The sequence below is a fragment of the Methylobacterium sp. ME121 genome (genome assembly GCF_000974725.1).
Taxonomy (GTDB): Bacteria; Pseudomonadota; Alphaproteobacteria; order Rhizobiales; family Beijerinckiaceae; genus Methylobacterium; species Methylobacterium radiotolerans.
On record NZ_BBUX01000064.1, the window covers coordinates 1 to 25,401 of the forward strand.

The 25,401-nt window shown below is 74.3% G+C and carries 29 protein-coding genes; 13 read left to right on the top strand and 16 right to left on the bottom strand.

Annotation, left to right across the window (positions count from 1 at the left end; all coding sequences use genetic code 11):
• Positions 1 to 67: 67 nt before the first annotated feature.
• Genes ME121_RS26195 through ME121_RS26205 form a run of 3 tightly spaced genes read right to left on the bottom strand, consistent with a single transcriptional unit; the run spans position 68 to position 2,412 of the window.
• Positions 68 to 1,411, bottom strand: a complete 1,344-nt coding sequence (locus tag ME121_RS26195) for a sensor histidine kinase (RefSeq protein WP_059409881.1) — start codon at positions 1,409 to 1,411, stop codon at positions 68 to 70.
• On the bottom strand, positions 1,408 to 2,076 hold the full coding sequence (locus ME121_RS26200; RefSeq protein ID WP_024830306.1) for a response regulator transcription factor: 669 nt from the start codon (positions 2,074 to 2,076) through the stop codon (positions 1,408 to 1,410). The genes ME121_RS26195 and ME121_RS26200 overlap by 4 nt, the downstream gene beginning before the upstream one ends.
• A 12-nt stretch (positions 2,077 to 2,088) precedes the next feature.
• Positions 2,089 to 2,412: a PepSY domain-containing protein gene (locus ME121_RS26205; protein WP_012318866.1), complete on the bottom strand. Its 324-nt coding sequence runs from the start codon at positions 2,410 to 2,412 to the stop codon at positions 2,089 to 2,091.
• A 112-nt stretch (positions 2,413 to 2,524) separates the two neighbouring features.
• On the opposite strand from ME121_RS26205, the gene ME121_RS26210 reads away from it, so the two are divergent.
• Complete coding sequence (locus tag ME121_RS26210) at positions 2,525 to 3,103, top strand: thermonuclease family protein (protein WP_059409882.1); 579 nt, start codon at positions 2,525 to 2,527, stop codon at positions 3,101 to 3,103.
• A gap of 85 nt (positions 3,104 to 3,188) precedes the next feature.
• Positions 3,189 to 3,443 carry a hypothetical protein gene (locus ME121_RS26215; RefSeq protein WP_012318868.1) on the top strand — a complete coding sequence of 85 codons (255 nt, stop codon included), beginning with the start codon at positions 3,189 to 3,191 and terminating at the stop codon, positions 3,441 to 3,443.
• 99 nt (positions 3,444 to 3,542) lie between these two features.
• On the opposite strand, the gene ME121_RS26220 is transcribed toward ME121_RS26215, so the two are convergent.
• Positions 3,543 to 4,529, bottom strand: coding sequence for a catalase family peroxidase (locus ME121_RS26220; protein ID WP_059409883.1), 987 nt, complete (start codon positions 4,527 to 4,529; stop codon positions 3,543 to 3,545).
• 297 nt (positions 4,530 to 4,826) lie between these two features.
• On the bottom strand, positions 4,827 to 7,193 hold the full coding sequence (locus ME121_RS26225) for a lytic transglycosylase domain-containing protein (protein ID WP_059409884.1): 2,367 nt from the start codon (positions 7,191 to 7,193) through the stop codon (positions 4,827 to 4,829).
• Positions 7,194 to 7,393: 200 nt separating this feature from the next.
• Here ME121_RS26225 and dapA point away from each other — a divergent pair, with 200 nt between their 5' ends.
• The 3 genes from dapA (at position 7,394) to ME121_RS26240 (ending at position 9,482) form a co-directional block, all read left to right on the top strand.
• A complete protein-coding gene (gene dapA / locus ME121_RS26230; RefSeq protein WP_024830302.1) occupies positions 7,394 to 8,293 on the top strand; it encodes a 4-hydroxy-tetrahydrodipicolinate synthase in 900 nt (299 codons plus the stop codon).
• A 15-nt stretch (positions 8,294 to 8,308) separates the two neighbouring features.
• Positions 8,309 to 8,782: an SsrA-binding protein SmpB gene (smpB, locus tag ME121_RS26235; protein WP_012318872.1), complete on the top strand. Its 474-nt coding sequence runs from the start codon at positions 8,309 to 8,311 to the stop codon at positions 8,780 to 8,782.
• Between the two features lie 130 nt (positions 8,783 to 8,912).
• Positions 8,913 to 9,482 (top strand): peroxiredoxin, encoded by a 570-nt coding sequence (locus ME121_RS26240; protein ID WP_012318873.1) that lies wholly within the window; start codon positions 8,913 to 8,915, stop codon positions 9,480 to 9,482.
• 4 nt (positions 9,483 to 9,486) lie between these two features.
• Here ME121_RS26240 and ME121_RS26245 read toward each other — a convergent pair whose 3' ends face one another.
• From ME121_RS26245 to rpoZ, 3 genes are all read right to left on the bottom strand, one after another.
• Positions 9,487 to 10,128 (bottom strand): LabA-like NYN domain-containing protein, encoded by a 642-nt coding sequence (locus tag ME121_RS26245; protein ID WP_012318874.1) that lies wholly within the window; start codon positions 10,126 to 10,128, stop codon positions 9,487 to 9,489.
• Between the two features lie 362 nt (positions 10,129 to 10,490).
• Entirely contained in the window at positions 10,491 to 12,752 is a 2,262-nt protein-coding gene (locus tag ME121_RS26250; RefSeq protein ID WP_012318875.1) for a RelA/SpoT family protein, read from the bottom strand.
• Between the two features lie 205 nt (positions 12,753 to 12,957).
• The gene (rpoZ, locus tag ME121_RS26255) at positions 12,958 to 13,368 is read right to left on the bottom strand and encodes a DNA-directed RNA polymerase subunit omega (RefSeq protein ID WP_010685409.1); all 411 of its coding nucleotides are present in this window, start codon (positions 13,366 to 13,368) and stop codon (positions 12,958 to 12,960) included.
• Between the two features lie 364 nt (positions 13,369 to 13,732).
• On the opposite strand from rpoZ, the gene fabD reads away from it, so the two are divergent.
• From fabD to fabF, 4 genes are all read left to right on the top strand, one after another.
• On the top strand, positions 13,733 to 14,677 hold the full coding sequence (gene fabD / locus ME121_RS26260; RefSeq protein WP_059409885.1) for an ACP S-malonyltransferase: 945 nt from the start codon (positions 13,733 to 13,735) through the stop codon (positions 14,675 to 14,677).
• A 30-nt stretch (positions 14,678 to 14,707) separates the two neighbouring features.
• Positions 14,708 to 15,445 (top strand): 3-oxoacyl-[acyl-carrier-protein] reductase, encoded by a 738-nt coding sequence (gene fabG / locus ME121_RS26265; RefSeq protein ID WP_012318877.1) that lies wholly within the window; start codon positions 14,708 to 14,710, stop codon positions 15,443 to 15,445.
• Between the two features lie 332 nt (positions 15,446 to 15,777).
• A complete protein-coding gene (locus ME121_RS26270) occupies positions 15,778 to 16,017 on the top strand; it encodes an acyl carrier protein (RefSeq protein ID WP_007559070.1) in 240 nt (79 codons plus the stop codon).
• Between the two features lie 183 nt (positions 16,018 to 16,200).
• Positions 16,201 to 17,463 (top strand): beta-ketoacyl-ACP synthase II, encoded by a 1,263-nt coding sequence (gene fabF, locus ME121_RS26275; protein WP_012318878.1) that lies wholly within the window; start codon positions 16,201 to 16,203, stop codon positions 17,461 to 17,463.
• 270 nt (positions 17,464 to 17,733) lie between these two features.
• Here fabF and ME121_RS26280 read toward each other — a convergent pair whose 3' ends face one another.
• The 4 genes from ME121_RS26280 to ME121_RS26295 all read right to left on the bottom strand — a co-directional run bounded on the left by ME121_RS26280 (position 17,734) and on the right by ME121_RS26295 (position 21,232).
• On the bottom strand, positions 17,734 to 18,435 hold the full coding sequence (locus tag ME121_RS26280) for a YidB family protein (protein WP_059409886.1): 702 nt from the start codon (positions 18,433 to 18,435) through the stop codon (positions 17,734 to 17,736).
• Between the two features lie 75 nt (positions 18,436 to 18,510).
• Entirely contained in the window at positions 18,511 to 18,711 is a 201-nt protein-coding gene (locus ME121_RS26285) for a hypothetical protein (RefSeq protein WP_012318880.1), read from the bottom strand.
• Between the two features lie 84 nt (positions 18,712 to 18,795).
• On the bottom strand, positions 18,796 to 19,065 hold the full coding sequence (locus ME121_RS26290; RefSeq protein ID WP_012318881.1) for a hypothetical protein: 270 nt from the start codon (positions 19,063 to 19,065) through the stop codon (positions 18,796 to 18,798).
• Between the two features lie 85 nt (positions 19,066 to 19,150).
• Positions 19,151 to 21,232 carry a hypothetical protein gene (locus ME121_RS26295; protein ID WP_280951375.1) on the bottom strand — a complete coding sequence of 694 codons (2,082 nt, stop codon included), beginning with the start codon at positions 21,230 to 21,232 and terminating at the stop codon, positions 19,151 to 19,153.
• Positions 21,233 to 21,439: 207 nt separating this feature from the next.
• Here ME121_RS26295 and ME121_RS26300 point away from each other — a divergent pair, with 207 nt between their 5' ends.
• The 3 genes from ME121_RS26300 to ME121_RS26310 all read left to right on the top strand — a co-directional run bounded on the left by ME121_RS26300 (position 21,440) and on the right by ME121_RS26310 (position 23,271).
• Complete coding sequence (locus tag ME121_RS26300) at positions 21,440 to 22,438, top strand: hypothetical protein (RefSeq protein ID WP_059409888.1); 999 nt, start codon at positions 21,440 to 21,442, stop codon at positions 22,436 to 22,438.
• 79 nt (positions 22,439 to 22,517) lie between these two features.
• Positions 22,518 to 22,766, top strand: a complete 249-nt coding sequence (locus ME121_RS26305) for a hypothetical protein (protein ID WP_012318884.1) — start codon at positions 22,518 to 22,520, stop codon at positions 22,764 to 22,766.
• Between the two features lie 163 nt (positions 22,767 to 22,929).
• A complete protein-coding gene (locus ME121_RS26310; protein WP_024830295.1) occupies positions 22,930 to 23,271 on the top strand; it encodes a hypothetical protein in 342 nt (113 codons plus the stop codon).
• Between the two features lie 28 nt (positions 23,272 to 23,299).
• Here ME121_RS26310 and ME121_RS26315 read toward each other — a convergent pair whose 3' ends face one another.
• A complete protein-coding gene (locus ME121_RS26315; protein WP_059409889.1) occupies positions 23,300 to 23,527 on the bottom strand; it encodes a hypothetical protein in 228 nt (75 codons plus the stop codon).
• 425 nt (positions 23,528 to 23,952) lie between these two features.
• Between ME121_RS26315 and ME121_RS26320 the strand changes: the two genes are divergently transcribed.
• Positions 23,953 to 24,204 carry a hypothetical protein gene (locus ME121_RS26320; protein ID WP_012318887.1) on the top strand — a complete coding sequence of 84 codons (252 nt, stop codon included), beginning with the start codon at positions 23,953 to 23,955 and terminating at the stop codon, positions 24,202 to 24,204.
• Positions 24,205 to 24,255: 51 nt separating this feature from the next.
• On the opposite strand, the gene ME121_RS26325 is transcribed toward ME121_RS26320, so the two are convergent.
• The 3 genes from ME121_RS26325 to ME121_RS26335 form a co-directional block, all read right to left on the bottom strand.
• Positions 24,256 to 24,495, bottom strand: coding sequence for a hypothetical protein (locus ME121_RS26325; RefSeq protein ID WP_244633178.1), 240 nt, complete (start codon positions 24,493 to 24,495; stop codon positions 24,256 to 24,258).
• A gap of 85 nt (positions 24,496 to 24,580) precedes the next feature.
• Positions 24,581 to 25,069, bottom strand: coding sequence for a phasin (locus ME121_RS26330; protein WP_024830294.1), 489 nt, complete (start codon positions 25,067 to 25,069; stop codon positions 24,581 to 24,583).
• A 97-nt stretch (positions 25,070 to 25,166) separates the two neighbouring features.
• A complete protein-coding gene (locus ME121_RS26335; RefSeq protein ID WP_059409890.1) occupies positions 25,167 to 25,349 on the bottom strand; it encodes a hypothetical protein in 183 nt (60 codons plus the stop codon).
• Positions 25,350 to 25,401 lie beyond the last annotated feature (52 nt).

Genomic DNA, 25,401 nt, shown 5'->3' on the forward strand with positions numbered 1-25,401 from the left:
CCCTCACCCCGACCCTCTCCCGAACGGGAGAGGGGGCAGGTCGCGCCCGCCAGCGGCGCCCGTGGCCCTACCCGCTCGGCCAGCGCAGGTCCGCCCGCAGGCCGCCCATCTCCGAGCGGCCGAAATCGAGCTGGGCGCCCGCGGCCTCGGCGACGTCGCGGGCGATGGCGATGCCGAAGCCGGTGCCCGGCCGGCTCTCGTCCCAGCGCTGGCCGCGCCCGATCCCCGCGATGGCCGCGGCGCTCATGCCGGGGCCGTCATCCTCGACGGCGAGGCCCGGGCGGCCGGCGTCCGTCCCGGTGACGTGGACCCGCCGGTGCGCCCACTTGCGGGCGTTGTCGAGGAGGTTGCCCAGCACCTCCATCAGCTCGCCCTCCTCGCCCGGATAGGCGAGGGTCTCGGGCACAGCCACTGTCCATTCCAGGGAGTCGCCCTCCGGCAGCCGCCGCAGGGTCGCGACGAGGCGCTCCGCCACCGGGGCGACCCGGCAGGAGCGCCGCCGCAGGTCGCCCGCGGCCGCGACCCGCGCCCGGGCCAGCGCCCGCTCCACCTGACCGCCCATGGCCCGCGCCTGCTCGGCGATCTCGGCCGCCAGCGCCGGGTCGGCCGGCCCGGTCCGGCGCGCCAGGGCGTCCAGCACCGCCAGCGGGGTCTTGAGGCCGTGGGCCATGTCGGCGGCGGCGTCGCGGGCGCGGACCAGGGCCCGCTCCTGCGCGTCGAGCAGCCGGTTGAGGTCGGTGACCAGCGGCCGGACCTCGTCGGGGAAATGCTCCGGCAGCCGCGCCCGCCGCCCGGCATGGACCGCCAGGAGTTCGGCCTGCAGCACCCGGAACGGGCCGAGCGCCCGGTGCACGAACAGGCCCATCGCCAGCGTCAGGACGACGAACAGGGCGACCAGGGCCGGGACGAGCAGGCGCAGGAACGTGGTCCGGCTCGCCGCGAGGCCGCGCCGGTCCTCCGCCACCGCGACCCGCAGCGCGGTCTCGGAGCCCGGCGCGCCGATCTGCAGCGGCCGCACCACCGCGATGAGCCGGCCGCCGTCGGGCCCGGTCGTGTCGAGGGTGGCGGGGGCCTGCGCGGCCGCCCCGGCTTGGCCCAGGTCGAGGCTCTTGTCCCACAGGGAGCGCGAGCGCAGCAGGTGCGACCCCGCCTCGACCTGCCAGTACAGGCCGCCGTAGGGCGTGGCGAAGCGCGGGTCCGGCAGGTCCCGCGAGAGCGTCGGCGCCCCGTCCGGCGCGAGGCCGACCCGGCCGGCGATGAGCTTGGCGGTCCGGTCCAGCTCCGCGACGGTGCGGGCGTCGAGCACCCGGTCGAGGATCACCGTGAGGCCGATCCCGGCGAGAACCAGCGCCAGCGCGATCAGCGCGGCCGCCGCGAGGCCGAGACGCAGGCGGAGGGAGTCGCGCCTCACGATCCGCCCGGTCCGGCGATCCGGTAGCCCTGGCCGCGCCGGGTCTCGATCACCCCCGGCCCGAGCTTGCGGCGCAGGCGGGTCACGAGCGCCTCAAGGGCGTTGGCCTCGCGCTCGGTCCCGACCCCGTGGAGGTGGTCGAGCAGCTCGCCCGCCGGCACGACCTGCCCCGGCCGGTGCAGCAGGAAGGCCAGCAGCCGGTACTCCAGGGCGGTCAGCTCCGCGGGCCGTCCGTCGACGCTGACCGCGCGGGTGCGGGTGTCGAGCTCCACCGCGCCGGCGCGCAGCACCGGCGCGGCGTGCCCGGCGGTGCGCCGCAGGATCGCCCGGAGCCGCGCCACCAGCTCCTCCATGCGGAACGGCTTGGCGAGGTAGTCGTCGGCGCCGGCGTCGATGCCCTCGACGCGCTCGCGCCAGCCGTCGCGGGCGGTGAGGATCAGGACCGGCAGGGCGACCTCGGCGGCGCGCAGGCGGCGCAGCACGCCGAGACCGTCGAGGCGCGGCAGGCCGAGATCCAGCACCATGGCGTCGTACGTCTCGGTCTCGGCGCGGAACCACGCCGCCTCGCCGTCCGCCACCACGTCGGCGACGTAGCCGGCCCTCTCCAGCCCCTGCCGGATGTCGGCGGCGATGCGCGGCTCGTCCTCGACGATCAGGACGCGCACGGGTCGGCCCCCTCAATCATCGTCGTCCTCGTCCAGGATCTTGAGCGTGCCGGCATCGACCTTCACGGTCCGGCGCTTCCCGTCGGCCCCGAGGATGCGCAGCTTGTACAGCCAGCGCCCGTCGTCGTGCTTGAGGTCGACCGACACGACGTCTCCCGGCACCGCCGCCCGGGCGGCCGCCAGCACCGCGTCGAGGGGGCGGATCGCGCCGCTCTCCAGGGCCCGGCGGGCGCGGTCGGCATCCTCGGAGGCGTGCACGGGCCCGCCCGCGAGGGCGGCCAGCAGGCCGAGGCCGAGGGCGAGAACGAGGGCGCGGCGGGGCGGGAACGGGCTCATGCGGGCGCAGGCTAGTCGGCGCCGCCTGACGGGACGCTGACAGGCGGCGTCAGGGTCGCGGGGCGGGGCTTCGGCACAAGGGCGGCCATAGCCCTTCCGGAGACCTGAGACCATGTCGCTCTTCGTCGGTATCCTCCTCGCCTGCGCGGCCGGCCTCGCCGGCACCCTCCTCTGCCCGGACGACAGGGGCGGCCGCTCGCGCCTGCCGCTCCTCGCCGCGCTCCTGATCGGCGGCCTGCCCTGGCACGCCCCCGCCCGGGCCGGCGAGATCCTGCGCGGCCCTGCCCAGGTGATCGACGCCGGCACGCTGCGCGTCGGCGCGCGCCAGGTCAGCCTGTTCGGGATCGCCGCGCCGGAGGCGGACGCGACCTGCGCGGATGCCCAGGACCGGCCCTACCCGTGCGGCCGGGACGCCGCCCGGGCGCTGGCCGACCGGATCGGTGGGGCCGCCGTCGCCTGCGAGCCGCGCGGTGACGCGAGCACGGCGCTCTGCCGGGTCGGCGACGCGGATCTCGGCGCCTGGATGGTCGCGCAGGGCCTCGCCCTGCCCGATCGGGACGTCGCGCCGGACTACGCGCCCGCGGCGGACCGGGCCTGGGGACGCCGCATCGGCCTGTGGTCGGGGGTGTTCCAGGATCCCGCCGAGCGGCGGGGCCGCCGCGCCGCCGCGAGCCTGCGCGCCGACGGGTGACGCCCCGCCGGCGCGGGAACGCTCCCGGGCGCGCCCGGTTGGACCGGCAAGCCCGCCCGGGCGCAGGTGGAACCGCGGAGGCCCCATGAGGATCCTGACCCGTACGACGCTGCTCGCCGCCCTCCTTGCCGGCGCGGCCGGGACCGCGCACGCCGCCGGGGGGCCGGGCAAGGCGGAGGGACGCAAGGATGCCGGCGCGCCCACGACCAGCATGGGCGCCGGCGGCCTCAGCGGCACCGGCTCCACCCGGGACGGCGCCCGCACGGGCTCGGTCGAGGGCAAGGGGCAGCCGGGCGGCGCGACGGCGCCGTCAGCCCCGAAGGCCGGGACGGGCCGCTGATCCGCCCGGTCCGGGCGACCGCCCAACCCTCGACCTCATCCTGAGGCGGGTGCCTCAGGGTGAGGACGCGAGCCGGAAATCCCGTCCGGCCGGACCGCGCTACTGCGAGCGGCGGCTGAACGAGACCGCGTAGGCCTGGACGCGGGCGTCGATCAGCGGGTCGTCCGAGACCTCGATCCCGTCGGTCAGGTTGTTGGGCATGAACAGCAGCGCCTTCTCGGCCTCGGCGCTGTCGGGCACGACCTTGCTCACCGTCACGGTGCCGAGATCGACGGTCTTGCGGTCGTCCGGCCAGGGCTTGGTGGCGTCGTTGGTCGGGTCGCCCGGCTCGGCGAGCTGGGCCAGCATCCGGAACTTCGCCGGAGTCTTGGCGACCCGCGGGCCGATCTCGGCCATCAGGAAGTTCGGGTCGCGCTTGGCCGCCTCATCGGGGGCGAGGATCTCCTCGCCCTCCACCGGCACGAAGCGGAACCGGAACGGCTGCCGCTTGCCGGCGGCGTCCACCAGGATGAAGGCGTTGACGCCGTTGTAGGTCTGCCGGGCGAGGCTCGACGGGGTCTTGGCGGTTCCGCCCGCGGTGGCGGCGGCCGGGTGGGCGGCGGCGAAGCGCTCCAGCGCGGTCGGATGGGCGGCGTTCGGGCCGCTCTCGGCGGCGGCCTTGAGGAGGTCGCGAAACTCCTCGCCCGTGGCGACGGGGAAGTACTTCAGCGCGTTGGTGACGACGTCCATCTCGGAGCCGTCGCTCAGCTTGAACTTGAGCGCGAGGCCGTGCGGGTTGGCGTCGGCGGCGCCGTCCGGGATGGTCGGGACGCCGGTGGCGTCCGAGAACCGGACCGTCACCGGCACCGCCGGCCCCCGGAACAGGGACGCCTTGCTGATCTTCGCCGCCTCGGGCGACGGGGTGAAGCTGCCCTCGGCGACGACGCCCTTGGCGTGGTTGGCCCGCGCCCCGGGATGCTTGCCGAACAGCGTGTTCATCACGTCGATCGTCTGCTCGGCGGTGGAGGCCTCCTGCGCCAGGGCCGGGGCGGCGACCGTGAGCGCGGTGCTCAGCAGGAGGGCGAAACCCGATCTCGAACGCGGCATGGGGAACCTCTCGGCAGCGCGGGCTCACGGGAGCCGATCAATGCGGACCGGCCCATCTTCTAGGGAGCCAGGCAACGAGGGCACAACCAAAAGCTATGCCGCTGCGGAGCGGGGTGTGGGAAAATCGGGTGTCGGCCTCGCGCGGCCGCGGCGCGGACGGGAGGGGCTCGTCCGTCGAGCGGGTGCCGACTCCCGCCGCGCGCCGCGAGGCTCCCCGCGCGCCCTCTGTCGCGCCGCCGCTGCCGCGCGCGCCACCTCTGCCGCGCGCGCGAGGGGCCGGCGCCTCGTGCCCAGGACCTACCGCGCGCCGCGGTGGAGGTCGCCCTCGATCAGCAGGGCGCTGCGGCTGTCGAGCCGCGAGCGGTAGACCTGCAGGTTCTCCATGACCCGCTGCACGTAGTTGCGCGTCTCCGTGAACGGGATGCGCTCCACCCAGTCGATCACGTCGACGTCGCCCTTGCGCGGGTCGCCGTAGGCGTCGATCCACTTCTTCACGTTGCCGCCGCCCGCGTTGTAGGACGCGAAGGCGAGCACGTAGGAGCCGCGCCAATCCTCCATCAGCTCGCCGAGATGGGCCTGGCCGAGCTTGGCGCAGTAGGCGGGGTCGCTGGTCAGCCGGTCGACGTCGAACGCCGTCGAGACCCGGCGGGCGGTGCGCTGGGCGGTGGCCGGCATCATCTGCATCAGCCCCCGGGCGCCGACGCCCGACTGCGCCCGCGGGTCGAACTGGCTCTCCTGGCGGGCGATGGCGTAGACCATGGCCCGCTCGACCTGCGGCACCGCCGTGAAGGTCTCGTAGGTGGGAATGCCGATCGTCGGGTAGGCGTGGGCGTCGAGCGGCAGGCCGCGCTGGACCGCGAGCTTGCCGATCGCCACCAGGGCGCGGGCGTCCTTCATGTCGGTGGCGAGGTCGCCGAGCGCCTGGAGCTCGCGCGGGTCCGAGAGGTCCCGGGCGGCGTCGATGTAGAGCGGCAGGGCCAGCTCCTTGATCCCGGCCTCGCCGAGCAGGCGCAGGGCGCGGATGGAGAGCCGCCCGTCGAAGGCCTGGCGCTCCGCGCCCTCGAGGTCGGCCGGCGCCCGCAGGGGCAGGCTGGTCTGGCCGAGCCGGGCCCGGGCCACCTGGCCGTAATAGGCGATCGGCTGCAGGGCGGCGCGCTCGTAGAAGCGCTTCGCCTCCTCCGACTGGCCGAGCGCCTCGGCCGCCCGTCCCTGCCAGTAGGCGGCCCGCGCCACCGAGATCGGGCTCTCGGCGATCGCCGCCACCTGCGCGAAATGCTGCGCGGCGGCGGCGGGATCGCCGGCGAAGCGGAGCGCGATCCAGCCGGCGTGGAACTCGGCCTCGATGCGCTTCTCGGGCGAGCGCGCCGCCGGCTGGCTCGCCACCGCGTAGGCGGTCTTGGCATCGCCGAGGTCGAGGAGCTTGCGCGCCACGATCCGGCGCTCGATCCACCACTCGTCGCCGTCGACCAGCACGTCCGGGTTGCTCGGCGCCGTGGCGAGCACGGCGGCGGCGGCCTCGGGCTTGTCGGCCCGGCGGAGATACTGCGCCCGGGAGAAGATGTAGGAGGCGTCCCCGCGCAGCGACGGCGGCACGGCGGCGAGCGCGGCCGCGGCGCCGGAGGACTTGTCCTCCACGGCCCGGCGGGCGCGCACGAGGCTGGCGTAGCCGCCGCCCGCGTAGCCGGCCGCCCGGCCGGCGCTCTCCCAGTCGTCCTTCAGGAGCGCCCGCTCCATCCGGTAGCGGTGGTCGACACGGGTCAGCGCGTCCGGGAAGGCGTCGAGCACCTTGGCCTCGAGGCTGCGGCCGAAGCTCTCGGTGCGCCAGAGGTCGCGGACCATCTCGGCGGCGTCGGCCTCGCAGCCGTCGGCGCGCAGGGCCAGCGCCAGGGCGAACTTGCCCGGCGCGCTCGACGGCTTCGCCGTGGCGAAGTAGGCCCGGACGACCGCGGGGGATTTCCGCTCGGAGAGCAGCGCCTCCTCGGCCCGGCGGCGCAGCAGCGGGCCCGCCGGCCAGTCCGGGTTGGCCCGGACGAACGCGACGGTGCGGTTGAAGCCGATCCCGGCGCCCGCGCGGATCGCCACCCATTCGAGCAGCGCCCGCGCGGCCGGGTCGGTGAAGCCGTCGCGCATCCGGTCGCCGTCGGCGACCCGGCCCTTGCGGTAGAGGTCGATGGCGCCGCGCAGCAGCGTCGGGTCGGTGTCGCCGGAGATCTTGGGCCGCGCCGGGTCCGGCACCTCGGGCACCGGGGCCGCCGGGGTGACGGCGGCGTCGGGCAGCGGGAAGGCCACCGGGGCGTCGGGGTCGGCGGAGGCGTAGGCCGAGGCCGCGGCGGGCAGCGTCCGGGCGGGCTCCTCGCCCTTGTCGTCGCCGCCGGAGGCGTGGACCGGGTCGAGCTTCAGGGCGTCGGCCGCGACCGGGTCGGCGGCCTTCGCGGCCTGGGCGCCCCGGACCTGGGCGGTCGAGAGGGCGGCGTCGCTCGCCGGCGGGGTCGGCTGCGAGGCGGGCTGCGAGCTCGGCTGCGACGCGGGCGCCGCCAGGGCCGCCGCGGTCGGCGCGTCCGTGCCGACCTGACCGGCCAGCGCGACGCCGACGGTGGCGACGAGCGCGGCGGCGGTGAGGGACGTGCGCTTCGAGGCCGGAGACGAGGCCGCGGGTCGGATCACGATTCCCCCCTACTGATCACCGGAGCGGGAAAGGTCGAGGATCGGGCCGTGACCATTAAGATCGCGTTAACCGTCGCCACGATCTGTTTGCGCGCCGTGACGCGACCGCCTATGTCTGCCGGTCCGTGCCCGCACGATGCGGACCACGCGCGGCGCCGAGACCGCCGAAATCCCAGCTGGGACCCTTTGGGACGCCTGAGATGACCGAGATGACCGGGAGCCGCCTGCGGGGCTCGCTCACCGCGCTTGTGACGCCCTTCCGCGACGGGGCCTTCGACGAGGCCGCGTTCCGAAAGTTCGTGCGCTGGCAGATCGAGCAGGGCAGCCACGGCCTCGTGCCCACCGGCACCACCGGCGAGAGCCCGACCCTCACCCATGCCGAGCACGACCGGGTGGTCGAGGCCTGCATCGACGAGGCGGGCGGGCGCGTGCCGGTCGTGGCAGGCGCGGGCTCCAACTCGACGGCCGAGGCGGTCGAGCGGGCGCAGCACGCCGAGCGCGCGGGCGCCGACGCCGTCCTCGTGGTGACGCCGTACTACAACAAGCCGACGCAGGCGGGCCTCTACGCCCACTTCAAGGCCGTCAACGATGCGGTCGGCATTCCGATCATCATCTACAACATCCCGCCGCGCTCCGTCATCGACATGAGCGTCGAGACGATGGCCCGGCTCTTCGAGCTGAAGAACATCGCCGGCGTGAAGGACGCGACCGCCAAGATCGACCGCGTCAGCCAGCAGCGTCAGGCCATGGGCGACAGCTTCATCCAGCTTTCGGGCGAAGATGCGACGGCGCTCGGCTACAACGCCCACGGCGGCCACGGCTGCATCTCGGTGGTGGCGAACGTCGCCCCGCGCCTCTGCGCCGACCTCCAGGAGGCGACGCTCGCGGGCGACTACGCCAAGGCGCTGACCCTCCAGGACAGGCTGTTCCCGCTGCAGACGGGCCTGTTCGCCGAGGCCAACCCGGCGCCGGTGAAGTACGCGCTGTCGCGGCTCGGCCACATGACCGACGAGCTGCGCCTGCCGCTCGTGCCGGTGACCGAGCCCACCAAGCGCATCGTCGACGACGCCCTGCGCCACGCCGGCCTGCTGGTCGACTGAGGGAAGTCACGCATCATGGCCCCGAAACCGGAGCCCAGTCGGCGCATCGTCGCCGACAACCGCGCCGCGCGCTATCACTACACGATCGAGGACACGCTCGAGGCCGGCATCGCGCTGACCGGCACCGAGGTGAAGTCCCTGCGCGGCGGCAAGGCGACGATCGGCGAGGCCTATGCCGGACCCTCCGGCACCGACCTGATGCTGTTCAATGCCTACATCCCGGAATACCTGGAGGCGAACCGCTTCAACCACGACACCAAGCGCCCGCGCCGCCTGCTGCTGCACCGCCGCCAGATCAACAAGCTGATCGGCGCGACCCAGCGCCAGGGCTACACGGTGGTGCCGCTGAAGATCTACTTCAACGACAAGGGACGGGCGAAGGTCGAGCTGGGTCTGGGCAAGGGCAAGCAGGCCCACGACAAGCGCGAGGCGGTCAAGGAGCGCGACTGGCAGCGCGACCGGGCGCGGCTGATGCGGGACCGGGGCTGAGGCCGGGCGTCATCGCGAGCGGAGCGGAGCGACCCAGGGTGTCGCGACGTCGGCGAGCGGTGCGCCTCTGGATCGCGCCGCTCGCGATGACGGGTGCCGCGGCCGTGCGCCGAGCCGGGAGGAGACATCCATGCCGTCCACCCACGACGCCCTGCCCGACGACCTGCCCGTCCCCGTCGACGACGGCGCGGCCGACCATCTGCGCGGGATGCGCCTGCCCGACGTGGCGCTCACCGCCACGGACGGCCGCACGGTCTCGCTGGCGCGGCTGCCGGGCCGCACCGTGGCCTACGCCTACCCGCGCACCGGCGAGCCGGGTCAGCCGGGCCTGACGCCCGACTGGGACGCGATCCCGGGCGCCCGGGGCTGCACGCCGCAGGCCTGCGATTTCCGCGATCACCACGGCGACCTGAAGGCCCGGGGCGTCGCGCAGGTCTTCGGCCTCTCGACCCAGACGAGCGCCTACCAGCGGGAGGCGGCCGAGCGCCTGCGCCTGCCCTTCCCGCTGCTGGCCGATCCGCACCGGGCCTTCGCGATGGCGGCGCGCCTGCCGGTCTTCGAGGCCGGCGGCCACGTGCTGCTGCGCCGCCTCACCCTGGTGATCGACGACGGCGTCGTGAGCCAGCTGTTCTACCCGGTCTTCCCGCCGGACCGGAGCGCCCGGCAGGTCCTCGACTGGCTCGACGCGGCCGGCGCCTGAGGCGCTACTCCGCCTCGGACTCCGGCTGGCGGATGCCGTAGCGGTTCTCCAGGCCCGGATTGGCCCGGCCCTCCCCGCGGTAGCGGGTCGGCGCCTCCCCGGAGGCCCGGGCCGGGCGCTCGCCGGGCTCGCGCCCGATGCGGCCCGCGAGGCTCGCGAGGTCGACGAACTCGTCGGCCTGCCGCCGCAGCTCGTCCGAGATCATCGCCGGCTGGGTCTGGATCGTGGAGATCACCGTCACCTTCACGCCGCGCCGCTGCATCGCCTCGACCAGGGAGCGGAAATCGCCGTCCCCCGAGAAGAGGATCATGTGGTCGATGTGCGGGCTGAGCTCGAGGGCGTCGATCGCCAGCTCGATGTCCATGTTGCCCTTGTACTTGCGCCGCCCCATCGAGTCCGTGAACTCCTTCACGGGCTTGGTCACGACGCGGTAGCCGTTGTAGTCGAGCCAGTCGATCAGCGGCCGGATCGACGAATATTCCTGATCCTCGATCATGGCCGTATAATAGAATGCCCGCAGGAGATTCTCCCGCGACTGAAATTCCTTGAGCAGCTTCTTGTAGTCGATGTCGAAACCGAGGGCCTTGGTGGTGGCGTAGAGGTTGGCGCCGTCGATGAAGATGGCGCTGCGCTGGGTCGCTGGCATGAACAGGTCAGATCCCGAAAAATCGTGGGTGACAGGAAATCGTCTGAACAATCGGTCAGGGATCGCCCGGGGCGAATGGCCGGGACGAGCGGTCGAGGACGGTGCTCCGCGATCGCGGCCGCCACGCTCTGCACTCCGGGGTGGACCGGCGCGGTCGGAGATCCGCGCGACCGCCGCCCCGGGCGCCGGACCATTCGATTCAAACGGGTCCGTGTCAAGCAGAGCACGAGACTGTGCGGACCTGAAAAACTCAATCCGTGGCCGGGAATAATTGGCCGCGCCAGGGATTCATCATGAAGAAGACGGTTTACGGAAGTTGATCCTGTAAACCTCAGATCCACCGGGCCCCGCGACTCTCGGCCTCAGCCGTTCACGCGCTCCACGCTGTTGACCGGGCGCTTGCCGCGCAGCTCGGCGATGATCGCGTTGAGATGCTGGAGATCCCAGACCGACAGGTCGATGGTGATGTCGGTGAAGTCCTGGGTGCGCCGCTTCATCGAGATGTTGTCGATGTTGCCGTCGTGGTCGGCGATCACCTGGGCGATCTGGGCGAACACCCCGGGCTCGTTGATCGACTTGAGCGCCAGCCGGGCCGGGAAGCGCTCGCCGCCGAGCGCCTCCGTGTCCCAGCGGACGTCGAGCCAGCGCTCCGGCTCGTTGTCGAAGGCCGCGAGCGCCGCCGACTGGATCGGGTAGACGGTCACGCCGACGCCGGGAGTCAGGATGCCGACGATCCGGTCGCCCGGGACCGCGCCGCCGTTCGGCGCGAAGGTCACCGGCAGGTCGCCCGCGAGGCCCCGGATCGGGATGGCGTCGCTGCGATCCGCGTCCTCCCCCTCCTTGCCGCCCTCGGCCCCCGGGAAGGTCAGCCGCATGGTCTGGTCGGAGGAGCGCACGAGCCGGCCCGCGCCGCTGGCGGCGCCCTGCGCGGCGGAGGGCCGGCGCTCGTCGCGGTGGTCGGGATACACGGCGCGGACGACGTCGCCCGAGAACATCTCGCCCCGCCCCACGGCGGCGAAGACGTCCTCGGTGGTGGCGCGGGCGAGCCGCGGCAGGGCGCCCCGGAGCTTGTCCTCCGAGAAGGTCTTGGCGGCGCGCTCGAACGCCCGGTCCAGGATCTGGCGGCCGAGGCCGGCATATTGCCGGCGCACGGCGGTGCGGGTCGCCCGCCGGATCGCCGCGCGGGCCTTGCCGGTCACCACGAGGGATTCCCAGGCCGCCGGGGGCGAGGCGCCGTCTGAGCGGCTGATCTCGACCTCGTCGCCGTTGGCGAGCTCGTGCAGGAGCGGCGCCATCCGGCCGTTGATCTTGGCGCCCACCGCGGTGTTGCCCACGTCGGTGTGGACCGCGTAGGCGAAGTCGATCGGCGTCGCGCCCCGCGGCAGGGCGATCAGCCGGCCCTTCGGGGTGAAGCAGAACACCTGGTCCTGGAACAGCTCCAGCTTGGTGTGCTCCAGGAATTCCTCGGGGCTGTCGCCCTCGGCGAGGAGCTCGATGGTCCGGCGCAGCCACTGGTAGGCACCGCTCTCGGCGGCGAGCCGGGGATGCACGCTGCCCTCGGCGCGGGCCGGGTCCTTGACCAGCTCGGCGCCGACTTCCTTGTACTGCGCGTGGGCCGCGATGCCGTACTCGGCGATGTCGTCCATGGCGCGGGTGCGGATCTGCAGCTCGACGCGCTGGCTCTTCGGCCCGATCACCGTGGTGTGGATCGAGCGGTAATCGTTCTGCTTCGGGGTCGAGATGTAGTCCTTGTACCGGCCCGGCACCATCGGCCAGCTGGTGTGGACGATGCCCAGAGCCGCGTAGCAGTCCTGCACGGTGTCGACGACCACGCGGAAGCCGAAGATGTCGGAGAGCTGCTCGAAGGCGACGGACTTGCGCTCCATCTTCGACCAGATCGAGAACGGGCGCTTCTGCCGGCCGCTGACCTCGGCGGTGATCCCCTGCGCGCCGAGCTTCTCGGTGAGCACCTGCGCGATGGTCTCGACCACGCTCTCGGACTTGGCGGAGAGCCGCGTCAGGCGCTGCGTGATGGTGGCGTAGACCTCCGGCTCCAGGTTGCGGAAGGCCAGGTCCTCCAGCTCCTCGCGCAGCTCCTGCATGCCCATGCGGCCGGCGAGCGGCGCGTAGATGTCGAGCGTCTCCTGCGCGATGCGGCGACGCTTGTCGTCGCGCATGTGCTGGAGGGTGCGCATGTTGTGCAGGCGGTCGGCGAGCTTGACCAGCAGCACGCGGACATCCGCCGCGACCGCGAGCAGCAGCTTGCGGAAGTTCTCGCCCTGCGCGGCCTGCTTGGAGACGAGGTCGAGGCGCTTGAGCTTGGTCAGGCCGTCGACCAGGGCGCCGATCTCCGGGCCGAACAGCCGGCGGATCTCCTCCAGCGTCGCCTCGGTGTCCTCGACGGTGTCGTGCAGGACCGCGGCCACGATGGTGGCGTCGTCGAGGTGGAGATCCGTCAGGATCGCCGCGACCTCGAGGGGATGGGCGAAGAAGGGGTCGCCCGAGGCGCGCTTCTGCGTGCCGTGCGCCTGCATGGCGTACACGTAGGCGCGGTTGAGCAGCGCCTCGTCGGCGGCCGGGTTGTAGCGCTTGACCCGCTCGACGAGCTCGTACTGGCGCATCATCCGCCGGGACGGCGCCGGCGCGTCCGGGGCGGTGCGCGGGGCCGGGATCACGCGCGGTTGTTCCGCGACGGCCGGGACGGCGCCGGCCTCCGGCGGCGCGGCCGCGCCGGGTGCCGGCGGGCCGGCCACGGAACGAGAGAACCCGGCGTCTCCGCCGGGTCCGGTCTCGGTCAGGTCGCGCGCATCCAGGCCCACGCCGTCAGGCTCACTCGCCCTCGTCGTCGGTCTCGACCGGCGGGGCGAGGTTCTCGAGGCCGCGCAGCAGGTCCTCCTCGCTCATGCGGTCGAACTGGACCGCCGCGTCGTCGCTGGAGGACTGGGGCGCCACCGCGGCGGCGGCCGGCGAGCTCGACAGCAGCGGCACGGTCTCGGCCTCGGGCTCGTCCACCTCGACGTACTTCTGCATCGAGTGGATCAGCTGCTCCTTGAGGTCGTCGGCCGTGATCGTCTCGTCGCCGATCTCGCGCAGGGCCACGACCGGGTTCTTGTCGCGGTCGCGGTCGATGGTCAGCGGGGCGCCGGCGGCCAGGAGGCGGGCCCGGTGGCTCGCCAGCAGCACCAGCTCGAAGCGGTTCTCGACCTTCTCGATGCAGTCTTCGACGGTGACGCGCGCCATGCGGGGCGGCTCCTTGGGCTTGAGCGACGGGTGATGTCGGGTATGGGCCCACTCTACACCGGATGCCGTTGTGCAACAAGCACAGCGGGTTGCGCAGGGCGCGCGCCCGGCGCGAACCCGGCGCGCGTCCGGCGAGCGGCCCACGAGCGTCCGACGAGCGTCCGACGAGCAGGCCGGTCCGGTCGCCCCCGGGGCCGCGGCGCCCCTCCGAGGCGCGCCGCCGACGCGCATCGTGCTGCGGCGTCATGGTGCGGCGCATTGTTGACACCCAGGGCCGCGGGTGCGAGTGCGCGCGCCATTCCAGAGTTTCGGCCGACACGGGCGGCGTTCGCGCGCCGCACGGCGCCGGCGATCAGGACGCAACATGCGCGCACTCATCTTTCCGGGCCAGGGCAGCCAGGCGGTCGGCATGGCGCGGGACCTCGCGGAGGCCTTCCCGCAGGCCCGGGCCGTGCTCGACGAGGTCGACGCCGCCCTGGGCCAGAACCTGTCGCGGCTGATGTTCGCGGGGCCGGTCGAGGAGCTGACCCTCACGACCAACGCCCAGCCGGCCCTGATGGCGGCGAGCCTCGCGGTGCTGCGCGTGCTGGAGGCCGAGCGCGGCCTCGACCTCGCGCGCGACGTCGCCTGCGTGGCCGGCCACTCGCTCGGTGAGTACGCCGCGCTCGCGGCCGCCGGCAGCCTGACCGTCGCGGACGCCGCCAAGCTTCTGCGCCTGCGCGGCGAGGCCATGCAGGCGGCGGTCGCGCCGGGCGCCGGCGCCATGGCGGCGCTGATCGGCACCGACCTCGAGGCCGCCCGCTCCGTCGCCGAGGCGGCGGCCGACGAGGCCGGCGACGGCGCGGTCTGCGACGTCGCCAACGACAACGGCGGCGGCCAGGTGGTGCTCTCCGGCGACCGTCCGGCCGTGGAGCGCGCCGTCGGCATCGCCACCGGCCGCGGCATCAAGCGCGCCGTGATGCTCAACGTCTCGGCGCCGTTCCACTGCCGCCTGATGGCCCCGGCCGCCGAGGCCATGGCCCGGGCGCTGTCCGCCGTCACCCTGGCGGCCCCGCGCGTCACCCTCTACGCCAACGTCGCGGCCGCCCCGGTCACCGATCCGGAGGCGATCCGCGCGGCCCTGGTCGAGCAGGTCACCGGCACCGTGCGCTGGCGCGAGAGCGTCGCCGCCATGGCCGCCTCCGGCGTCGACCGGTTCTACGAACTCGGCGCCGGCAAGGTGCTGATCGGCCTCGTCAAGCGCATCGCCCCCCAGGCGAGCGCCGCCGCAATCGGCACCCCCGCCGACGTCGCCGCCTTCGCGCTCTGATCCGCGCGCTCTGATCCGACGGAGTCCCGCATGTTCGACCTCACCGGCCGCAAGGCCCTCGTCACCGGCGCGACCGGCGGCCTCGGCCAGGCGATCGCCCGGGCCCTGCACGCGCAGGGGGCCACCGTGGCGCTCTCGGGCACGCGGCCCGCGGCCCTGGAGGCGCTCGCCGCCGAGCTCGGCGAGCGCGCGAGCCCCGTCGCGGCCGACCTCTCCGACAAGGACTCGGTCGAGGGTCTCGTCCCGGCCGCCGAGGCCGCGATCGGTCCGCTGGACATCCTCGTGAACAATGCCGGCATCACCCGCGACAACCTCTTCATGCGGATGAAGGACGAGGAGTGGGAGCAGGTGATCGCCGTCAACCTCACCGCCGCCTTCCGCCTGTCGCGGGCCGCCGTGAAGGGCATGATGCGCCGCCGCTCCGGGCGGATCGTCAACATCGGCTCGGTGGTCGGCAGCACCGGCAATCCCGGCCAGGGCAACTACGCCGCCGCCAAGGCCGGCCTCGTGGGCATGACCAAGGCGCTCGCCGCCGAGGTCGCCTCTCGGGGAATCACCGTCAACTGCATCGCCCCGGGCTTCATCAGCTCGCCCATGACCGACGCCCTCAACGAGAAGCAGCGCGAGGGTATTCTCGCCCGCGTGCCGGCCGGCCGTCTCGGCGAGGGCGCGGAGGTCGCGGCGGCCTGCCTCTACCTCGCCTCCGCGGAGGCGGGCTACGTCACCGGCCACACGCTGCACGTGAATGGCGGGATGGCCATGTACTAGGGCGCGTATACCCGCTCCCGACCGGCGCGAACGGCGCGCGAATCACCCCCGCCGACACGCAAGTGCCACACCCATGAAGGCTTTCTGAACGGGCCCTCGCCAGGGCGGGAACCCTGTGCTACCACGCCCCGCAGCCGTACAGGGGGTTGACGGTTCTGCGGGTTTTCAGTCCAAGGCCCTCCGGCGGGGGCGTCCCGGCTCACGCGCCGGTTCACCTCAGAAGCACGCGCGATCGGACACCGGCCCGTCACAACAAGCCCGCAAGGGCGCGACGCGGCCACGGCACCACCCCGAGAAGACTGACAGACCAGAAGGACGAGGACGGAAGACCGATGAGCGATATCGCTGAGCGCGTGAAGAAGATCGTCGTCGAGCACCTGGGCGTGGAGCCCGAGAAGGTGGTCGAGAGCGCCAACTTCATCGACGACCTCGGTGCCGACAGCCTCGACACCGTCGAGCTGGTCATGGCCTTCGAGGAAGAGTTCAACGTCGAGATCCCGGACGACGCTGCCGAGACCATCCAGACGGTCGGCGACGCCGTGAAGTTCCTGGAGAAGAACTCCGCCGCCTGAAGGCGCCGGGGAGCGGGTTTGACGCGGCGCGGGTGAGGCGAGATAGCCCCCGCGCCGTTACGCGTTTCAAGGCTCGGAGTCGCGAGGCGTCCCGCAGGGACCGATTCCGCCTCCGAGCGAGTTAGGACGATGCGCGACCGCGGCGGTGCCGGCGGGGCGGCGCCTCAAGACGGGACAGGGCACATGCGGCGGGTGGTGGTCACGGGTCTGGGGATGGTCACGCCGCTGGGGAGCGGGGTGGAGCACACCTGGAGCCGGCTGATCGCGGGCGACAGCGGCGCCGGCCCGATCCGCGGCTTCGAATCCGCCGACCTGCCCTGCCGGATCGCCGCGCAGGTCCCCTTCGGCGACGGCACCGACGGCACCTTCAACCCCGACCTCGTGATGGAGGTGAAGGAGCAGCGCAAGGTCGACCCGTTCATCGTCTACGCGATGGCGGCGGCCGACGAGGCGCTGAAGGATGCCGGCTGGGCGCCCAAGAGCCACGAGGACCAGTGCGCCACCGGCGTGCTGATCGGCTCCGGCATCGGCGGCATCGGCGGCATCTACGACGCCTCCGTGACCCTGCACGAGAAGGGCCCGCGCCGGATCTCGCCGTTCTTCATCCCGGGCCGGATCATCAACCTCGCCTCGGGCCAGGTCTCGATCGCGTACGGCCTCAAGGGGCCGAACAACGCCGTGGTGACGGCTTGCTCCACGGGCGCCCACGCCATCGGCGACGCGAGCCGCCTGATCGCGCTGGGGGACGCCGACGTGATGGTGGCGGGCGGCGCCGAGTCGCCGGTGAACCGCCTGTCGATCGCGGGCTTCTCCGCCTGCCGGGCGCTGACCACGGGCTTCAACGACACGCCCGAGAAGGCGTCGCGCCCCTACGACCGCGACCGCGACGGCTTCCTCATGGGCGAGGGCGCCGGCATCGTGGTGCTGGAGGAGTACGAGCACGCCAAGGCCCGCGGCGCGAAGATCTACGCCGAGGTGGTGGGCTACGGCCTCTCGGGCGACGCCTACCACATCACCTCCCCCTCCCCGGACGGCGACGGCGCCTTCCGCTGCATGACCGCCGCGGTGAAGCGCGCCGGCATCTCCCCGTCCGAGATCGGCTACATCAACGCCCACGGCACCTCGACGCCCATGGGCGACGAGCTGGAGCTGAAGGCCGTGGAGCGCCTCCTGGGCGACGCCGCCGCCAACGCCACCATGTCGTCGACCAAGAGCTCGGTCGGCCACCTGCTGGGCGCCGCCGGCTCGGTCGAGGCGATCTTCTCGATCCTCGTCCTGCGCGACAACGTCATCCCGCCGACGCTCAACCTCGACAACCCCTCCGTCCAGACCAAGATCGACCTCGTGCCGTTCGAGGCGAAGCGGAAGCAGGTGGATGTCGTGCTGTCGAACTCGTTCGGATTTGGCGGGACGAACGCGTCGCTGGTGATGCGGCGGGTCGCTTAGGCGCGTCGCCGTCCAACTCCGACACGCTCCGCAAATCTTCGCGAAGTCTTCGGAAAGTCTTCCGCAGGTTCCGTCAGCGCGCTGACGTCCGGAATGGGGGCTTCGATCGGGTGATCGCGCTGTGAGCGGGATCCCGCGCGCATCCTGGCAGACTGCGCGGCCGCCTCGACGGAGGGCATCGTGACCGGCGCGGCGCCCCGGCCCTTCAGGATGGGGTCGTGATCGAATCCCCTGTCCGGCGCGCCGCGCGGCACCCGATCCGGCGTCCGGCTACCACCCCCGCCGCTCATCCGCTCCCGGCACCCGTCCCTGCGGCGTGAGCGTGTGCACCACCTCCGGCAGCGCCTGGGCCAACTGAGAAAGAAGCGTCTCGCGGTCCATCCCGGTCTGCTGCTGGAGGGTGTCCACCGTGTCGGGGCCGAGCGCCCGGGCGAGCTGGTCGGGGGCCACCGGGCGGTTGGCGCCGTGGCCGATCCAAGACTCGATCACGTCGCCGAGGCCGCCCTGGCGGAACCGGTCGACCAGCCCGTCGAGGCCGCCGAGATCCCCCTGCCCGTCCGGGGCGGCGCGGCTCGGCGGCGGGGCGTCGCCGGGGCCGTCGAGCATGCCGGAGAGGTCCGAGAAGTCGCCGGGCGGCAGGGACGAGTCCACCGGGCCGCCGTCGCGGCGGCCGCCGTACTGGTCCCAGCCGCCGATATCGCCGCCGTCGTCGGGGCGGCGCCCGCCGGCATCGGCGGGGTGCTGGCCGGGATCGCGCCCGTAGGGTCCGGCGCCGCCGGAGCGGTCGGCCTCGGGGCCGGGCTCGCCCTGGCGCCCGCGGCCGAAGATGTCGCCGAAGCCGCCGCTGGCGCCCTTGGCCAGCAGGAGCATCAGCAGCGCCTTGACCAGGGGCGACATGCCCCCGGAGCCCTGCTTCTGCCCGCCGAACACCTGACCGAGCACGCCGCCGATCGCCGATTCGAGCAGTCCCATGCGCGTCTCCCCCGCAGACCCGGGCCGGACGGGCCCGGGCGAACAACAATCCGGGGCGGGCGCGGGTTGCCTCGCTCAGCGGGCCGGCGTCGCGAGCGCGGCCTGCGCGGTGCCGCCGCCGGTGGTGGCGTCGGCGGGCTCGACCAGCGGCACCGTCGCGGCCGAGAGGATCAGTCCGGCCAGGAACAGGCCGGTGGCGGCGGCGCCGGCGCGGGGGCGCGGCAGGCGGACGGCGCGGCGTCGCGCGGGCTGGGGACTGTCGACGGTCCTGGGCATCGCGGCCTCTCCGGGTTCGGGGCGGGCCCTCGGGGCCCTTCTGCCGGAAAAACGCGGCCGGGGGGCGGACCGGTTCCCGCGCCGTCAGGTCCGGCCGGCGAGGCGACGTCCCAGCGCCCCGAGCAGGCAGGCCGCGCAGTAGACCGGCAGCATCAGGGCCGCGCCATCGAGCCACAGGCCGGGCAGGCCCGGCACGAACCCGGCGATCGCCGCCGCGGCCACGAGCCCCGCGACCACGCAGAGGCCCAGCGAGACGGCGAGCCGGTCCGGCCAGCCGACCAGCGCGCCGACCACGAGGCCGAGCGCGGCCGCCCCGGCGAGTCCGGGCCAGAATCCGGCGAGCAGCAGCGTCACGGCCGTCCGGCCTCCCTGCGGGCGCGATGGTGGCGCGCGGATGGGCGCGGCCCGGCTGGCGGGCGCGCGGCGGAGCGGATGTCCCTCACGGCAGCAGCGCGAAGACGACGGGGCCGGCCGGCCCGTCCGGACCGGCCGCGACCTGATCCGGCCGGGCTCCGGCCTGGAGGAGATACTCCACCACCGCCTGGGCGCGCAGGCGCGGCAGGTCGGCCGGCGGCTCGTCGGGGGCCTCGGCGGGCTTCTTCGCCGCCGCCTTGCCGGGCGCGGCCGGCTCCTTCCTGGCCGCGCTCGCCTTGCCGGTCTCGGCCTTGCCCCGGTCCTTGCCCCGGTCCTTGCCCCGGTCCTTGGCCGCGTCCTTGCCCCGATCTTTGGCCGCGTCCTTGGCCGCGTCCTTGGCCGTATGCGTCGCGGTGTCCTGAGCGGCCGGGGCCGGCTTGGCAGCAACCTCCGGCTTGGCAGCAACCTCCGGCTTGGCGGCGTCGGCGACCCGGGTCGGCTCGGCGGCCGCGCCCTCCCCCGGCGACGGCCCGGCGGCCGGGGTCGCGGGCGGCCTCACCGGGTCGGCGGGGCCGGAGACCGCGACGCGCAGCGACGGGCAGGTCTTCGCCAGGGCGGCCAGCGCGTCGAGGGTCGGGTAGAAGGCGGGCGTCAGCACGGCGCCGCCCGCGGGGAAGTGCAGGTCCGCCCCCGCCAGGGCGGCGAAGTCGGTGCGGCAGGTGGCGGGATCGCGCCGCTCCGCCGCGTCCCGGGCCTTGACGCTGGCCCGCCCGGTCCAGCCGGGGGGCAGCGCCTCGGCGAGCCGGTCCGGGGTGCGCGCGGCGCCCTCCCGGTAGAGGCTCTCGCCCGTGAGCGTCAGGGCGCGGTCCGAGACCGAGACGGTCCCGTCCGCGAGATTCGTCACCAGCGGGGCGGCGGCGGCCAGCGCGTCCCCGAGATCCGGCGGGGCGCCGTCGGCGAGGCGGGTGCGGTCGATCACCGGCTCCCGGAACAGGCGCGGGCGCAGGGCGGCGAGCACACGCTCCCGGGTCGCGGCGTCCGGCAGGTGGCCGGTGAGGGTCACGGCGTCGGCGGTCCGGCGGATCGCCACCCGGTAGGGCGAGAGCGGCCGCGCCGTGAGCGCCACCCGCCCGGCCGCCACGCCGGCGGGCCGGCCGTCGCGCATCAGCGCCTCGGCGTCGGGGAGCGCCTGCCCGTCGATGGCGTCGCCGGTCACCGACACCGCCCCGTCCTGGAACACGACCTGCCCGGACTGGATCAGCTCGGCGAGCCTGAACGCGAAGGCGATGAGGCCCTTCGGGTCGATCGCCGGGTCGAGCCCCCGGGCGGCCAGGAGCCGGTCCTCCACGGTGCCGCCCGCGGCGGCCTCGGTGGCGGCGCGCAGGGCGGCCTCGCGGTCGGCCGCCGAGGGGGCGAAGCCGTCGAGGACGATGCCCCGGGCCGATTTCTCCACGGCGAACCGGTACGCGGCCACCCGGGGCGGCAGGATCTCGACCCGCCCGACGCTGAACCCCTCTGGCGGGTCCGACAGGGCCGCCCGCAGGGCCTCGTAGGCCGGCACGTCGAGGGCCTCGCCCGACAGGCTGAGCACCGTGTCGCTGAGCGCCGCCCGCCCGCCCTTGGCGAGGCCGGAGAGCCGGGCCGCCAGGAACGCGGCCGCGCTGGCGAAATCCGGCGGCGCGCCCCGGGCGGCCCTGGCGGTGTCGTCGAGACCGGTGCCGGGATTGAGGGCGCCGGTGATCCGCGCCTCCAGCGCCCGCCGGCCGATCTCCACCGGGCGGCTCCCCTCCAGGGCGATCCGGTTCTGACCCGTGCGGATCGCCGCCCACTGGAACGGCGCGGCGGTCTCCACGATGCCGAGTTCGGAGACGATGCGGCGCGGGCCGTCGAGGGTCGCGAGGCGGGACAGCACGGTGGCGCGTTCGGCGACGTCCGGGGCCTCGCCGGCGGCCACGAGGTCGCGCCCGCTGGCCTCCAGGCGCAGCCACGGCTCGCCGGTGGCGGTGGCCGTGCCGGCGGCGATCGCCGCGCCCTCCGCCTCGAGCCCGTCGGCGATCCGCGGGGCGGCGTAGAGGGTCGCGCTCGCCCAGATCAGCGCGAGGGCCGGCAGGCCGGCGAGCCAGCCGGCACTGCGCAGGCCTTGGGCGAGGATTTCGGGCAACGGCACGGTCGCAGGTTCGGGCGCAGGTCGGGCGGATCCGGGGCCGAGAGCACACCGCCTTTCCGGCAGCATGAAGGCCGGCAGCCTCCTTTCTCCCGCCGGCCAGGCCCGCGCCGCGTCCCCGCGCCGCCGGAACCGGCCGGACGCCCTCCGGTTTCCGAGCCATATTCCGTCCCGGCTTCTGCCACCGTCCCTCCGCCTGAGGAGCGTGCCATGCGGTCCATCCTCGCCGCCGCCCTGCTGCTGCCGATCGCCGTCCCGGCCGGGGCGCAGAGCCTCTCGGCCACCGCGACGGTGCCGAGTGGGGCCGCGCTGGAGCCGATCACCCCCATCGCCAATCCCGGCCAGCTCAGCCTGGGCGGCAGTTCCACCACCGGCCCCTTCCCGACCGTCTCGGCGCAGACCGGCGGCCTCGTGAATGCCGGTCAGCTCAGCTTCGGCGGCGGCGGGGGCGGAGGTGGCGGCCGCATCGGTTCGTCGGCCGGCCTGTCGGCCGGGACGACGCTCGGTACGACGACCGCCGGATCGGGCGGCGCGGGCCAGCTCGGCGGCCTGGGATCCACCGCGACCGGCGGTGCCGGTGTCACCGGTACGACCCCCGGGACCGGCGGGACGATCGGCGCCACCGGATTCCGCAGCGGCCTCAGCGGCGCGTCCCGCACGGGTTCGGGCTCGGCCACCGGGAGCGTCCTGACGTCGATCCCCGGCACGGGCGGGCTCGGGAGCGGGGCGGGCCTCACCTCCGGCCTGGGCGCCGGCGCCGGTCTGGGCACCGGTCTGGGCACCGGGCTCGGCACAGGCCTGAACGCCGCCGGGATTGCCGGATCCTCGCTCGCGCCGGGCTCGTCCGCCGCCGCCGCGTCGACAGGTCTCGGCAGCGGCGCGGGCACCGCGTCGGGCATCGGCGCGACCGGTGTCACCCTGTCCAGCGGCGGGCTGTTCGGGCTGTTCGGGCTCGGGACCGTCACGGCCGTCGGCGGGACCACCGCCGTGACGGCATCCGGGGCGGGCGGCGCCGGTATGGGCGGCGCCGCGATCGCCGGGGCTGCCGGGCTGCCCGCGGACGACCCCGCCCAGGCGGCCCGCACCCTGCCGAGCGGCGGCGGGGCGGGCAGTGGTGCCGGCATCGGCGGCGCGGCGGCCGCGCCGGTCCGGACCGGCGACCTCTGCGGCGGGCCCTTCGCCGAAGCCTGCCTCGGCCAGGGGTTCTGACCGGCCTCCGGGCCCGGAACCGGGCCGAACCGCTGCCGTTCCTTCTGTGCCGGCACCTCGGCCGGGACAGGAGACAGAGATGAACGTCATGCTGGGCCGCGTCTCGCTCGCGGCCGCTCTCGTTATCGGCGTCTCGGGCGCTGCCCTGGCGCGCGATGCCGGGCCCAAGGCCCAGGGTGCCAAGGGCGCGGCGGGCCTGCACGGGATCGGCTTCAACGAGCCGAAGTTCCGCTCGGACCTTCGCACCGGCAAGGAGCAGCCCTACACGTGGCCGGTGAGCGACCGCTATCGCCCGGTCTCGCAGCCCTTCTACGGTCGGGCCTACTGAGCCGCCCGGCGCACGCTCCGCCGAATGGATGAGTGGCGGCGCCCCGCTCCGCCGCGCACAACCGGGATCGGCGCCGTTCCCGTCATCGGGACGGGGGCCGATCCGGCGATGGCCCAGAGGCACGGGGTCCGTGGCGTGCCGGCTCCCGAGGCAGGAGAGTGTGATGCATCCGCTGAACCGGCGCGTCGTCGCGGCCCCGGTCCTCGCGCTTCTGGTCGCCGCGCCCCTGCCGGGCCGGGCGGGCGAGTTCGCGCAGGTGCCGCCGTCGCCGGGCATGGCCCTGACCCTGCCCGATCCCGGCATGGCCAACGGAGCGCCCGCACCGGCGGCTGCCCCTACGGCGGCCCCGGCCCCCGCTCCGGTCAAGGCCGCTTCCGTGCCAGCGGTCGAGCGCCGCTTCCGGGTCCTGGGCAGCGGCTTCTCGTCGCTCGACGGACAGCTCCCGAACCAGCGCACCGGCCAGCGGCATCAGCACGTGGTCCGCGACATCTGCATCGGCTGCTGATCAGGCTCCGCGCCCGGCGTGGCGCCGGCTAGTGCGGCGCCCGCGACCGGGAATTCGCCTGGATCCAGCGCGGCGAGAGGATGTCGCCGGCCTCGGTGACGATCCAGGGCTGGGCCTCGCCGGACTCGATCGCCGCGATCGCGACGGCGAGGGCTTCCCGCAGGGTCGCGAAGGGCCGCCCCTCCGCGGCGTGGCCGGGCGCGCCCTTGGGCCAGATGGTCAGTTCGGCTCGTCTGTCGAGGTCGGAGGGCGTCATCGGCGCTCTCGTGGTGCTTCGCAGGGTGCCTGCGCGGGTTGTGCGGTTTTCTAGCGTGCCTGTGTGACGCGGATCTGGCGTCGAGGTCTCCGATTCGTGTCACGGGCCGCAACGCCAACAATGCTCGCGCTCGCCCGACGGTTTCGGTCGATCCGGTGGCGCGCGCGAAAAACAAATGACGCGCTCCTCAAGTTTGATTTGAGAACGCGCCCATGGAAGTTTAGTTCATTTGCATCGAATGCATGGCGCGCGGGATCGGGGCCTGAATTCGCGGCTGGGAATTCCCGGGAAACACTGCAATACCGTGCCGTCATGGCGATATGGTGCAATGCGCAATTTGCATGCCGCGCTGCACAAATCCGTGGTCTCATGCGCTGGTCGATCGCATCCCGCGGTCGACGCCGCGATCGAACCGGAGACGCACCATGCGCACGATCCTCATCCTCGCGTCGGCCGCGCTCACCTCGGCGGCCTTCACGGGTCTCGCCGCCGCCGACGACCGCCTGCACCTGACGCCGCCGCTCTATCGCGATCAGGCCCGGCCCGCCCAGCAGATCCGCGCGATCCACGATCTGACCACCACGCCCCAGCCCGTCGCCGCGCCGGCGACCGTCGGCCGGACGGTCTCGTCCCTCCGCCGGCCGATGGTCCAGGCGTCCGTTGAGGCGAGCCGCTGAGCCCGCTGCCGGGGACGGAGCCCCTCGGGCGGCTCCGTCCCCGGCCATAGCTCAGACGATGTGCAACTCCTGCGACGCCACCGAAGGTGCCACGCCGCGACGGATCAAGCGCCGCGTCCGCGCCCGCTGATCGAGCTCGGTGCTGAGGGCGGTCCCCGCCGCGCGGTACCCCTCGAACCACAGATCCGCCCACGCGTACTGCGCCGCCAGAACCAGCAGGACGGCGTTCTCGGCCTGTCTCAGGCCCAGCCGCAGACTCTCATCCGTCAGGCGGCCAACCTCCCCGTACATCATTGCCAACTCCGCGTCCGAACACGGCCAGCAGCGCCGCGAAGGGCCGCCGGCCACTCGCCCAGGGGGCGCTCGGCGGTTCCGCTCAGTGGGACGCCGCCCCGGAGGCCTCGTGTGCCGCGGCCGCCGCGTCCCGGGCCGCATCCTGCCCCTGCTCGAGGGTCGTGCGGGCCGCATCGGCGCCCTGCTGCAGAGCGGCGCGGGCGCGCTCGGCCCCCTGCTGGAACGCGCTCTGGGCCAGGCTGCCCACCTCCTGGGCCTGCGCCTGCAGGGCCGCGAAGCGCTCGCGGGCGTACTCGGCCTGGATCGCGGCCGCCTCCGGGAGCGACCCGGCCGCGGCGAGCTTCTGCGCGTGATCCAGGGCGGCGCGGATGTTCTGCTCCGCGTGGTCGAGGCTGCGGGCGTACAGGGCCTGCGCGTTGGTCCGGGCGAGATCGGCCGTATCGTGCGCCGTCTCGGAGGCGCGCCGCGCCGCTCCGATGAAGCTTCCGAAGGCCTTGCGGGCCTGCTCGACGCTGGTCTCGGCGAGGTCGCGGATCTGGGTCGGGACCTCGTAGCTCGACATCTGTGCCATGAACGGTCTCCTGTCGGCCGCCATCCGGGTGCGGCCCCCGTTTGTGCGCCGCACAAGCGCCGGCGTCCAGGGACCGCCCGCGCACCGGCGCGACCGGTCAGATCTCCGTCTCGCGCCGAACGACCGCCTCTTCCCCGCTGCCCTTCTGCGCGAGGCCGACCTCGGGATCGTCGGTCGGGACCGTGGCCGCCCTGTCACCGCGCTCCGTCGGGACCTCGCCCGCCTCGATCGGGTCCGTAGCGGGGCGCGTCGGGGTTGCGGTCTCGCCTGCGCGGGTCATGCGGTCTCTCCCTGCCTGCAGCCAACGCGACGGCGCGGGTGCGGGTCCCGCG